This window comes from Terrimonas pollutisoli, from assembly GCF_029360765.1.
Classification (GTDB): domain Bacteria; phylum Bacteroidota; class Bacteroidia; order Chitinophagales; family Chitinophagaceae; genus Terrimonas_B; species Terrimonas_B pollutisoli.
Window position 1 is genome coordinate 62,023 of the sequence record NZ_JARKNA010000006.1, and the last position, 12,374, is coordinate 74,396.

General features: G+C 40.2%; 7 protein-coding genes. 6 read left to right on the forward strand and 1 reads right to left on the reverse strand.

Annotated elements, in window-relative coordinates; translation table 11 throughout:
- The first annotated feature begins 310 nt into the window (after positions 1-310).
- The 3 genes from P2W73_RS12720 (at position 311) to P2W73_RS12730 (ending at position 5,571) form a co-directional block, all read left to right on the forward strand.
- Positions 311-1,183, forward strand: coding sequence for an OmpA family protein (locus P2W73_RS12720; protein WP_276502425.1), 873 nt, complete (start codon positions 311-313; stop codon positions 1,181-1,183).
- A gap of 128 nt (positions 1,184-1,311) precedes the next feature.
- Positions 1,312-2,964 (forward strand): M28 family metallopeptidase, encoded by a 1,653-nt coding sequence (locus tag P2W73_RS12725; RefSeq protein ID WP_276502426.1) that lies wholly within the window; start codon positions 1,312-1,314, stop codon positions 2,962-2,964.
- A 150-nt stretch (positions 2,965-3,114) separates the two neighbouring features.
- On the forward strand, positions 3,115-5,571 hold the full coding sequence (locus P2W73_RS12730; protein WP_276502427.1) for an outer membrane beta-barrel protein: 2,457 nt from the start codon (positions 3,115-3,117) through the stop codon (positions 5,569-5,571).
- A gap of 71 nt (positions 5,572-5,642) precedes the next feature.
- Here P2W73_RS12730 and P2W73_RS12735 read toward each other — a convergent pair whose 3' ends face one another.
- The gene (locus P2W73_RS12735) at positions 5,643-6,521 is read right to left on the reverse strand and encodes a helix-turn-helix domain-containing protein (RefSeq protein ID WP_276502428.1); all 879 of its coding nucleotides are present in this window, start codon (positions 6,519-6,521) and stop codon (positions 5,643-5,645) included.
- 445 nt (positions 6,522-6,966) lie between these two features.
- Here P2W73_RS12735 and P2W73_RS12740 point away from each other — a divergent pair, with 445 nt between their 5' ends.
- From P2W73_RS12740 to P2W73_RS12750, 3 genes are all read left to right on the forward strand, one after another.
- Positions 6,967-8,526 carry a hypothetical protein gene (locus P2W73_RS12740; protein ID WP_276502429.1) on the forward strand — a complete coding sequence of 520 codons (1,560 nt, stop codon included), beginning with the start codon at positions 6,967-6,969 and terminating at the stop codon, positions 8,524-8,526.
- Positions 8,527-8,651: 125 nt separating this feature from the next.
- Positions 8,652-11,009: an ATP-dependent helicase gene (locus P2W73_RS12745; protein WP_276502430.1), complete on the forward strand. Its 2,358-nt coding sequence runs from the start codon at positions 8,652-8,654 to the stop codon at positions 11,007-11,009.
- A 144-nt stretch (positions 11,010-11,153) separates the two neighbouring features.
- Complete coding sequence (locus tag P2W73_RS12750) at positions 11,154-12,368, forward strand: M48 family metalloprotease (protein WP_276502431.1); 1,215 nt, start codon at positions 11,154-11,156, stop codon at positions 12,366-12,368.
- Positions 12,369-12,374: the final 6 nt, after the last annotated feature.

The window sequence follows — 12,374 nt, forward strand, 5'->3', positions numbered from 1 at the left end:
GAAGCCGCAAAGTTGAAAGAAAATTTTTATGCAGCGACTAATTTTCGGTGAAAAGCAAAATTTATCATGTGAACTGACAACTACGTATGTTTTCGTTTGAAAGCTGATGATTCAACATATGGTCGACGTAGATTTTTAAGGATCATTACTTTTGCAACGAAACAGGCATGTTTTTGGAATGCGATATTAACAAAGTTTCAATAAATGAACTTTCTTGTTCGGTTATCTTTGCTCTCCTTTGAAAACGACATTGAACATATCCTTGAATTCGGAATTAAATAAATTTTTATTCATTTAAAACAAGTCCATTATGAATTTAAAACAAGTTGTACTTCCAGCCTTTGCTGCTGTATTTCTTTTTTCCTGCGTCAGCAGTAAAAAATTTAAAAAATCTCAGGCTGACTATGCCACTTTGCAAACGCAATACAGCGAGTCTCAAACAGCGCTTACAGCCTGCAATGATGAAAAAGCAAACCTGCAACGTCAGAAGAGTGGACTCGAAAATGATATTGCCAACCTCAATAAACAAATTGAGCTGTTAAAACAAAACAACACACAGGCATTAAAGCAACTCGAAGATCTTTCTGTTATTACCAGTTCACAAGCGGAGAGTATTAAAAAATCAATGGACAATATAGGTGCCAAGGATAGCTATATTCAAACACTGCAACAACAAATGGCCCGTAAAGATTCACTAAACATGGCATTGGTGATGAACCTGAAGGGTGCTATCGGTAATATGGCTGATGAGGATATTAATATCAAGGTGGATAAAGGTGTTGTATATATCGACATCTCGGATAAACTTCTTTTCAAGACCGCTAAGTTTGATGTAACACCACAGGCGAAAACGGTTTTAGGAAAAGTTGCCACTGTTTTGAAAAATCAGCCTGATATCGAATTCATGGTGGAAGGACATACCGACAACGTAGAATATAAGGGTGGTGGTTATGTGCTGGACAACTGGGATCTGAGTGTAAAACGTGCAACGTCTGTTGTAAGGATCCTGCAAAAACAGTATGGTCTTGATCCTGCGAAGATGGCGGCTGCCGGTCGCGGAGAATACAAACCTGTTTCTGATAATGATACCAAAGAAGGAAGAGCTGCTAACCGCAGAACAAGAATTGTTATTCTTCCAATGCTTGATCAGTTCTTTAAATTGCTAGAGACTCCGAAAAGCTAAAACATAAAAAAAGACAATAATCGAAAGCTGCCACTAAATGTGGCAGCTTTCTTTTTATACTGGTCATCGTGACGCAAAAGGTTTGGTAGCAATTTTGTTTTACTTTTCCTAATTATAAAATAAATGATATGACCCGTTATTGCCTGGTTGCTTTTGTCGCCTTGTTATTCTTTCAATCCTGTAAAAATGATGGTTCGGCTGTTGATGAGCAGGATGGACTTTCTGCTTTTAGCGCAGATAGCTTAGGTAAACATATTGCTGAACTTTCTTCGGATGCTTTTGAAGGGCGAAAACCATTTACGGCTGGGGAAACAAAGACAATTAACTACCTGAAGGATCAATTCATGCAGGCAGGATTGGAACCGGGCAATGGTAATAGTTATTTCCAGGAAGTACCAATGGTTCGCATTACTACTCAGGCATCGCCTTCTATGCAGGTACAGTCGGCTAAAGGAAATTTTACATTGAGGGGATTTGATGATTATGTGATCTGGACCGACAAAACAGATTCTGCCATTTCACTAAACAATGATGAATTGGTTTTTGCCGGTTACGGAGTGGTAGCACCAGAACATGGCTGGAATGATTATGAAGGGCTGGATGTAAAAGGAAAAGTGGTACTGATATTGGTAAATGATCCGGGATTTAATGCAAAAGACAGCTCATTGTTCAAAGGAAAGACGATGACCTATTACGGAAGATGGACCTATAAGTTTGAAGAAGCAGCCAGGCAGGGCGCTAAAGGATGTTTGATCATTCATAATACAGAAGCTGCGAGCTATCCTTTCAACGTAGTTCAGAACAACTGGAACACGTCCCGGTTGCGATTGGATAACCGTGGTAAGGATGAAACGCTTTGTGATATGATCGGTTGGGTATCGGGTCCGGCGGCTGTCAAATTATTAAACGCGGCAGGTCTCGATTCAACATTATTAGCAAAAGCTGATGTCCGCGGATTTAAAGGACAGCCTTTGAATATTAAGCTGTCCACCACCATGAAGGTTACAGCTAATTACGACAAATCACATAATGTAATCGGAAAGATTACCGGTTCGAAAAATCCCGGCGAAACAATTATTTACACAGCTCATTGGGACCATCTTGGTTTTGGCAAGCCTGATGAAACCGGTGATTCTATTTATAACGGAGCATTAGATAATGCGAGTGCTACCGCAGGCCTGATCGAACTGGCAAGAGCTTTTAAAAGTTTAAAAACAAGGCCGGAGCGAACTATTGTTTTTCTGTCGGTAACCGCAGAAGAGCAGGGACTGTGGGGTTCGGCTTATTATGCTCAAAACCCAGTGTATGCAGCGGATAAAACAGTAGCCAATATTAATATGGACGGACTGAACTGGTATGGTAAAACAAAAGATATAATTGTTGTAGGTGAAGGTCAGTCCGGGCTGGAAGATTATTTGAAAGAAGAAGCGGCAAAAGATAACAGGGTTATTTCTTACGAAATACACCCTGAAGCAGGTTCTTATTATCGTTCGGACCATTTCAATTTTGCCAAAGTGGGCATTCCTGCATTATATACCAGCAGCGGAATTGAGGTGATTGGAAAGGAGCCGGGTTATGGCAAAAAACTGGAAGATGAATACACTGAAAAAAATTATCACCGTCCTTCTGATGAATACGATGCGGCAGTATGGAAACTGGATGGTGCTATCGCTGATCTGCAATTGATGTTCAAAGTAGGCAGGCGTTTGGCCTTTAGTACTGACTGGCCAAAATGGAAAGATGGTTCCGAATTTAGGTCTATCCGGGAAAAGAAAAAATAAACTTATAAGGATGCAATTTTCCGGCAATGTAAAAAACAGACAGGGGCCATATGGCCCTAAACCCGTTCGTCTTACGCATTTTACTCCCCGTACCAATTAACTACGAAAAAATTCGTTTTAAGCCAATCTTTGGACAAATATTTCCAACACATGAGTCCGAGACTGCTTATTATTTTAAGTTTTGTTTTATCTGTTACTGCAAAGGCTCAATCCACCAATTCCGGTACAATAAAAGTGTCCATATTCAATGAAAAAGAATCGCCATTCGAAAACGTTACTGTGGCGTTGTTAAAGGCAAAAGATTCTTCGCTGGTTAAAGTTGCATTGACCGACAATAAAGGAGTTGCAGAGTTTGAAAAAATCGTCCCTGGTTCTTACCTGGTAAAAGCAAGTATGGTAAATTATGGTTTACAATATGCCCCGGTTGAACTAAATGAGCTGAACAGGGAAATAAACCTCACAAAACTATCTCTTTCACCACAGGCAACTCAGCTTGGGGCCGTTACTGTTACCGGCAAGAAACCATTTATTCAAAAGCTAAATGACAGGTTGATCGTAAATGTAGAGAACAGCATTGTGAGCGCCGGAAGTTCGGCTATGGATGTGCTGGAGCGTTCGCCCGGCGTAAGCGTTGATCAAAACGATGTGTTTGGCTTAAGGGGAAAGCAGGGTGTTATCATTATGATCGATGGAAAGCCTTCTCCTATGACTGGTGCGGATCTTGCCAACTATCTCCGCGGGCTTCCGTCCAATGCGATTGAGCGAATCGAGATCATTACTAACCCGTCTGCAAAATATGACGCGGCTGGTAACTCGGGTATCATTGATATACGAATGAAAAAAGATCAACGTTTCGGTATCAATGGGACATTGACAGCTAGTTATGGCCAGGGTGTATATCCGAAGGCTAATGCAGGAACCACATTCAATTACCGCAACAAAAAAGTCAACCTGTTTGGAAATTATAATTATGGCTATCGCAAAGGTCTCAACCATTTATACCTTGATCGTAATTTTTATGAAAATGGCAATTTTAAAGGGAGGGATCTAAAAGACAATTTTGCCCGTTTTCCATTTAACTCCAATGTAACCCGACTGGGCGCCGATTTTTTTCCAAACAAAAAAACAATTATTGGTTTTGTAGTCAACGCAAATTTTAATCATTTCAGACGCACTACCGATAATAATGCGACAGTAATTAACCAGGCAGGACAACTTGTTTCAACATTCCAAACAAGAGCAGGCAACAACGATCACTTTAATAATGTAGTAGCCAACGTTAACTTTAAACACAGCTTTGATAGCACGGGAAGGGAACTCACAGCTGATCTCGATTACGGGGAGTTTAATTCCAACTCACTTTCTTACAATGTTACCAAATACTATAAAACGGATGGAACAGCCTTACAAGATGATTACCGGCTGGATGGCGACCAGGATGGAAAGCTGAAATTGAAAACAGGAAAAGTGGATTATGTGCATCCCTTAAAAAATAAAGCCAGGATAGAGACAGGTGGTAAAATCAGTTTTGTATCGAGTGATAATGACGCTAAATTTTTTGATGTAAGTTCTGGCGTCCCGGAAAATGATGTCAATAAGACCAACCATTTCTTTTATGAGGAAAACAACAATGCAGCGTATATCAATTTTAGCAAGGCCTATAAAAAATTTGACTGGCAGGTAGGGCTCCGAGGCGAACAAACAAACATTAAGACTCACCAGGTCAAAGGCAACATAAAGTTTGATTCCAGTTATTTTCAATTGTTTCCGAGTGCCTTTATCAATTATCATATAAAAGAGGATCAAACAGTGGGTGTGTCTGTGAGTCGGCGCATTGACCGGCCGGGTTATTCGCAGCTCAATCCCTTTTTATTCCTTATCGATGTGACAACATATGCTACCGGCAGTCCGGGTTTATTACCCCAGCTTACCTGGTCGTATGAATTAAACTATACGTTGAAGAGCTTAAACTTTACATTGGGCTATAGTCATACAAAGAATAACCAAAATATCGCTATTGCCAGGTTTAAAGACGTATTTCCTAACATTCCTTCCGATGAAAATGTAACCATTCAAATCCCGATCAATCTTGAATCATCTGATTATTTTGGATTAACAATAGCGGCTCCGGTGCGTATCACGAAATGGTGGAACATGATCAACAACGGTAATCTCTACTACAATCATTTCAATGGAAATCTTGCAGGCACCACATTGAATAATGGCAAGCCGGCTTTTGATATGAGTACCAATAACAGTTTTTCATTTAAAAAAGGTTGGGGTGCTGAGCTCAATGGCAGCTTCAATTCAGGCGGACAATATGGATTTATGGTAAGCAAACCACAATGGGGCATTTCAAGCGGTGTCCAAAAAACAGTATTAAAAAGTAAAGGCACCCTTCGTTTGAATGTCACCGACATTTTTTGGACCAACCGCCCAAGGGCTACTATTACTTATCCGGGTGTATATATTGAAAAATGGCATGCTTATCGTGAGAGTCGTGTAGCGACGCTAAGTTTTACTTATCGCTTTGGAAGTAATAAAATCCAGGCTGCACGAAGAAGAACAACCGGATCAGAAGAAGAAAGGCAAAGAGCAGGAAATTAATACACGGTAAGATTAAATAAATAGGAGTATAAATTTTTAGTTTTCTCATGTTAATGTTCGGGCTGGTATTCTTACCGGCCCTCTTTTTTATGCAGGTTTTCCAATAGTTGTATATGAGGCTCCTTATTTTCTAATGTGTTTTCCTGCAAAAACTGTTTCAGATGTTTAAAGAAATGGCTGTGGTCATAATAACCGTATAAAGAATAATGAAAGGTTTCAGGAGTGTTAGCTAAATGCGCCGTTGCTTTTCTTATCCGCATCACCTGCAAGGCCTGTTTTCCACTAATACCGGTACAGATTTCAAAATAACGTTGAAGTGTACGGGTCGATATATTATGCTTCTCCGCCAGCTTTTCAATTGAGACCGTAAACTGGTTAGTTTGAAAACACTCATCCAGGATTTTGCTTACGATAGCAACAGGGTGTAATGAGCCGTCATGATCTGCCAGTAAGGCAAGAAAGTATTTGGAGAGAATAGTAATCCGCCCGTCAAACGATCCTGCTTTTTTTACCTGGTCGATGATTGACTGATCCAGTAAATAACTCAAGGGAAAGATATAACCCTTGTACTCGGAAAAGTCGATCTTTTTTTGAAAGATTATAGGTGATATTCTAAACTTGATGCCGAACAGGTGATTCCCCGGTTTATGAAAACATTCAATCGCATTATATCTCGGCAGAAAACCATGTGTTTTCATTGGAATTTTTTTTTCGCCAACCTGCATTACGAAAGGACTTCCCAGGTTGATAATATACGTATAGCCAAGATTGGGAAACTGGGCATCTGAAAAACCCCCGGGATATCGATCCCACAATGCATCAAAACGGGTTTCCCAAAAAAAGTCAATAAAATGCGACAAACCAGCCGGCGGGGGAATGCGGTGATAGTTGTCTTCAAAATGATCGATATGAAAAAACTCGATATGCTGCACGGGGAGTAGAAAATGCAAAGATAAAGGGGTACGAAGCTGGCTAAGTCCGGTAATTAATGCAGCAAAATGGACTGAAAACCAGAAGGATCAAAAAAAGTTTAAGAAATTTTAACATGCAATCCAATAATCACCTATTTTAGCAGGCCTTTAAAACAAAAAAGGCCCTTCCGTAGAAACGGACTGACCTCTAACGATTGCTTGCCATATGAAAAATTTTCGAAGTAGATCTTTATAACCGCTTTATGCGGTTTGTTTTTACAGGTTCTGCTTCCTAAATTTGACCTCTAACGAACTTTTGCCTCTCTAACGACTGCTTGCTGTATGAATCCTGTAACAACAACACAAATGTAGCCTGGCTTTTTCGACCGTTCAAAACAAGTTAAACCAGTTTTGCTCATGTCAAACGGGCTCAAAAACTAGCAAAAACCTTACTGATGGCTTATTCCATGAAAATTTCTGCACGATGTCCAACCGATCTCACGATATATTATTTCAGTTAATAAAGTCCCTTGAAAAGGCAGAAAAACGGCATTTTAAGCTCTATATCACCCGCAGTTCGGCAAATGAAGACCTGAAAATAGTCCGGCTTTTTGATGCCATTGACAAATCGGACTCGTATGATGAAAAATCATTATTAAAAAAACTCCCCGGCACAGAGAAGCGACAGCTCTATAATCTTAAGACACATCTCTATAAAGAAATATTAGCGAGCCTCCGATTATTAAAAAGTGCCGATAGTATTGACTTGCAGCTCAATGAACAGTTTGATTATGCGCATATCCTCTACAAAAAGGGTTTGTTTCATCAAAGCCTAAAGATCCTGGAGAAGGCTAAAGAACTGGCTAAAACAAATCAAAAATTCTATTTTCTTGCCCAGGCAGTAGCACTCGAAAAAAGGATAGAGAACCTGCATATAACGCATAGTATAAAAAGCAGGGCTGAGGTTCTGGCCAGGGAAGCGAACGAAGTTAGCCGTCATATTGATGTAATGGCAAGGCTGAGTAATCTGTCATTACAACTTTTAAGCTGGTTTACATTGCACGGCCATGCCCGTAATGAAAAAGATGAAGCCGGCGTAAAAAAATTCATGCAGGAAAACCTGCCCACCGGTATAGAACGGCTCGACGGATTTTATGAAAAGCTATATTTATTTCAATGCTATTGCTGGTATGCATTTATCCGCCAGGATTTTTTACAATACTATCGTTATGCACAAAAATGGGTTGATCTTTTCCGGACACAGCCTTTGATGATAAGGGTTGAAACGAGCCATTATATCAAGGGGTTGCATTATTTATTGAATGCACATTTTGATCTTCGTAATTACAAGCAATTTGATATTGTTTTAAAAGAGTTTGAAGCCTTTGCCGAAACCAGCCGCGTAAAGGAACATGATAACTTCAGGATACAGGCTTTTGTGTATATCAGCACTGCCAAAATCAATCAGCACTTTATGATGGGGACGTTTAAACAAGGTCTGCAAGCGGTGCCGGATATTGAAGAAAAGCTGGAAGAAAATGCGCTTTTCCTGGATCATCATCGTATCATGGTGTTGAATTACAAAATAGCGACTTTATATTTCGGAAGCGGTGACTATAGCACTTGTATCGACTATCTCCAAAAAATCATTTACGAAACAGGTGAGCTTCGTACGGATTTACAATGCTATGCACGGCTTCAACATTTATTGGCGCATTACGAATTGGGTAACTACGAGATCATGGAGTCATTGACGAAATCCGTGTATCGGTTTATGGCAAAAATGCAGAACCTCACCGTAGTGGAAGAAGAAATGTTCCGCTTCCTGCGTCATTCATTTCATAATATACCTGCCAAAAAATTAAAACCGGAGCTGGAGGTGTTTTTACAAAAGATCAAACACCTGGAAAAAAATCGTTTCGAAACCCGGGCCTTTGCTTATCTCGATATTATTTCATGGGTGGAAAGTAAAGTGTATGCGAAACCCATGAGTGAAATCATTCACAATAAATACCTGCAAAGTAAAAGAAGGGTTAAAAGCTAATGGCTTATACTCAGCAACAATTGAGAAAGAATATTTATTTACAAACAAGCCCTTCCCTCCCGTCATAGCATCGTAAATTGCGCCCATGCAGCTCGCAAGAGAGTTCCGGGTTGTATTATAACAATATGCAAGATTATTTAAAAGGATTGAACGAGCGGCAGAAAGAAGCCGTATTACATAAAGACGGCCCTATTATGATCATAGCGGGTGCCGGCAGTGGAAAAACAAAAGTATTGACGACCCGTATTGCCCACCTCATGGCGCAGCACCGTGTAGATGCTTTCAATATTCTGGCGCTGACCTTTACCAACAAGGCAGCTAAGGAAATGAAAGAAAGGGTCGAAAAAATTCTTGGCAATAACGAGGCGAGAAATTTATATATCGGCACCTTTCACAGCGTATTTGCCCGGATATTGCGCAGTGAAGCTCATCGGCTGGGTTATCCCAATAGTTTTACCATCTACGATACAGATGATGCAAAGAGTGTGGTAAAGACGGTAATCAATGAGCTGAACCTCGACGATAAACATTATAAACCTGCTACAGTTTATAACCGGATCTCTGCTGCTAAAAATGCATTGGTTGGTCCGGCTGAATATGCTATTGATTATTATTTACAACAGGAAGATATGCGTGGCAATCGTCCTGCCATCGCTCAGATCTATGCAGCTTATGTAAAACGCTGTTTTAAAAATGGCGCCATGGATTTTGACGATCTGTTGCTGAAGTTTTATGAGTTGCTAAAAAATTTTCCTGACAGCCTTAGTAAATACCAACACAAGTTCAAGTACATACTTATTGATGAGTACCAGGATACCAATCCGGCGCAGTATGAAGTAGTGAAATTGTTAGGCGCTATGCATGAAAATGTTTGCGTGGTGGGTGATGATGCGCAAAGCATTTATAGTTTCCGGGGTGCCACAATCCAGAATATTCTTCAATTTCAAAAAGATTATGATGAGGTGAAGGTGGTGAAATTGGAACAGAACTATAGAAGTACGCAAAGTATTTTACATGTCGCCAACGAAGTGATCAGTAATAACAAGAGCCAGATTGAAAAGGTCTTATTCACCGAGAATAAAGAAGGTGAAAAGATAAAACTAGTTCGTACCGCAACAGATAATGAAGAGGGAAAGTTTGTAGCCGATACAATCCAGGAACAAAAGCTTCGCAATCATTACAACAATAAAGACTTTGCGGTGCTTTACCGTACCAATGCCCAAAGCCGCTCTTTTGAAGAAAGTCTTCGCCGCATGGGTATTGCGTATACCATTTACGGGGGTCTTAGTTTTTACCAACGTAAGGAAATAAAAGATATGGTGGCTTACCTGCGGTTGCTGGTAAATACAAAGGATGAAGAAGCACTTAAGAGAATTATCAATTATCCTGCAAGAGGCATTGGCAAAACAACCGTTGATAAGGCGATTTTGCTAGCCAATGAAAATAATATTTCCATGTGGGAGGTGCTGGACAATGCGGCGAAATTTGGGTTCAGATCAGGCACTTTGGAATCCATAGAAGAGTTTGTGACGATGATAAAAAGTTTTGCCAGCATGTTGCAGACCAAAAATGCCTATGAAGTGGCATTTCATGTCGGCAAGCAGACCAATATAGTTAAAGAGCTGTTCAATGATAAAAGTACCGAGGGAGTACAGCGATACGAACACATACAGGAATTGCTCAACAGTATTAAAGAATGGACAGAAAGCCCCGATAATGAAGAAGGTGAGTTGGTCGATAAAGGTCTCGCCGCTTATTTGCAACAAATCACTTTATTAACCGATGCAGACAATAAAGACCCGGATGCGGATACGGTGAAACTTATGACCATTCATGCCGCCAAAGGTCTTGAGTTTAGTTGTGTATTTGCCGCTGGCCTGGAAGAAATGCTTTTTCCCAATGCCATGAGTATAAATACAAGGGAGGAGCTGGAGGAAGAAAGACGATTATTTTATGTAGTAATTACAAGGGCTAAAAGCCGGCTGTGGATTACTTACGCCAATACACGATATAAGTTTGGCTCATTGGTACAAAATGAGCCTAGCCGTTTCATTGATGAATTACCGGAAAAATATCTTGACCGCAGCTTTGCAGGAGGTGGTGTAAAGAACCAGGGCAGCACTCAATGGAGCCGGTCCAGTGGATTTGATCGCATGAATAATGGTTGGGGTGCTTCGCCTGCACAACAAGCTGAAAAAAGATATGGAGCTCCGCCTGCGAAGCGAAAAGAAGAAACGCCGGTCTACCTGGGACCTAAGTCTGCCAATCAAAAAGTGGTGGAGCACAAACCTTCTTTAGATTTTGTAGCCAGTGATACATCCAATTTGCAGGTAGGTCAAAAAGTAGAGCATCAAAAATTTGGTTTTGGTGAAGTAATGAAAATGGAAGGTGCTGCACATAATCCTATCGCCACGGTTAAGTTTGAACACAATGGTGAGAAAAAAATTATGTTGAATTATGCGAAGTTGAGGATAGTTGAATAAAAGATTTAATACAATTTATATTAATTCAGTTTTATAGTAATAATCCCCGGTCACAGGTCACCGGGGATTATTTTTTCTCCGCTTATTTGTGATGATATTTTGAAGAAGGATTATTAATTTGTCCTTTTAATCAAATCCTTCAGCATGTTGGCAGCCTTGTCTTATCATCAAAAAGTAAAGGATCATTTTAAACAGCAGCCCAAAACATGGGACTATTTCGCAATAGCCAAAAACAAAGAAGATCAACTGCAGCAGTTTAAAACAGAGCTGCTAAAAAACACCTATAAATTCGATCCTGTCACGGAACATTTTATTTACGATAAGGTAAATATTGCCAAACATAAACTAGATCTGCAAAACCTGCCCGTAACCGTTTACCAGGCGCAATATACTGATGAGCTCAATGCCAGTATTGTTTATCTCAACAATGAAGCCCACATTGTATTCAGCGGACCCATTACCAAATTGCTGGATGAAGAGGAATTGCTGTCCGTATTGGCGCATGAGCTCACACATATAAAATTGTACTCAATGCTTGACGGCGACCTGGAAGTAGCCGACCGCATTATCACGGCTATTGCCAACAACTACAACAGCGAAGCTTCTTACTATGAAACGGCAAGGCTCTTTCGTCTATACACGGAGATATTTTGCGACAGGGGCGCCTATACTGTATTGGGAAAAACAACGCCCGTCATTACCTCGTTGGTGAAAGCTTCTACCGGCCTGGAAAAAGTAAATGCAGATAGCTATGTGAAGCAGGCGGATGAAATTTTTTCCGCTGATACGAATACCAAAGCAGCCACAATTTCCCATCCCGAAAACTTTATTCGTGCAAAGGCCATCCAACTATGGAATGATAAGAGAGAGATAGCCGAAGATGAAATTATTAAAATGATCGAAGGTGCCAGTGACCTGGACCAATTGGATATTTTCCGGCAAAAGGAGTTGGCGCAACTGACCCGGAATTTTCTCCAGTTATTTTTAAAACCAAAATGGTTTCAAAGCACTATGGTCATCAGCCAGGCGAAACAATATTTTCCTGATTTTGCCTGGGATGAAAAAGCTGTATTAAATGAAAAATTGATAGAGACTATTGCCGCCGCACATCAGAGTGTAAAAGATTACCTGGGTTATATCCTGCTCGATTTTGTATTGGTTGATGCATCGCTTGAAGAAATTCCTTCAGGCTGGGCTTTTCAGTTTGCTGAAGACATGCAGTTGAAAGAGAGTTATGATGCTATAATAAAAAAAGAACTGAAATTAAGCGATAAAAAACTACAGCAGCACAAGCAAAAAATGCTGAATGCTTATTATGAAGTGAAGGAAAGCGAAGGCGAACAGATATATCAAGGCTAAAAGAAG

What these genes read in the sequence shown, in the direction of transcription:
- P2W73_RS12725 (WP_276502426.1), top strand. Translation starts at nt 1,312, where the DNA reads ATGACCCGTTATTGCCTGGTTGCTTTTGTCGCCTTGTTATTCTTTCAA.
- P2W73_RS12720 (WP_276502425.1), top strand. Translation starts at nt 311, where the DNA reads ATGAATTTAAAACAAGTTGTACTTCCAGCCTTTGCTGCTGTATTTCTT.
- P2W73_RS12730 (WP_276502427.1), top strand. Translation starts at nt 3,115, where the DNA reads ATGAGTCCGAGACTGCTTATTATTTTAAGTTTTGTTTTATCTGTTACT.
- P2W73_RS12745 (WP_276502430.1), top strand. Translation starts at nt 8,652, where the DNA reads ATGCAAGATTATTTAAAAGGATTGAACGAGCGGCAGAAAGAAGCCGTA.
- P2W73_RS12750 (WP_276502431.1), top strand. Translation starts at nt 11,154, where the DNA reads ATGTTGGCAGCCTTGTCTTATCATCAAAAAGTAAAGGATCATTTTAAA.
- P2W73_RS12740 (WP_276502429.1), top strand. Translation starts at nt 6,967, where the DNA reads ATGTCCAACCGATCTCACGATATATTATTTCAGTTAATAAAGTCCCTT.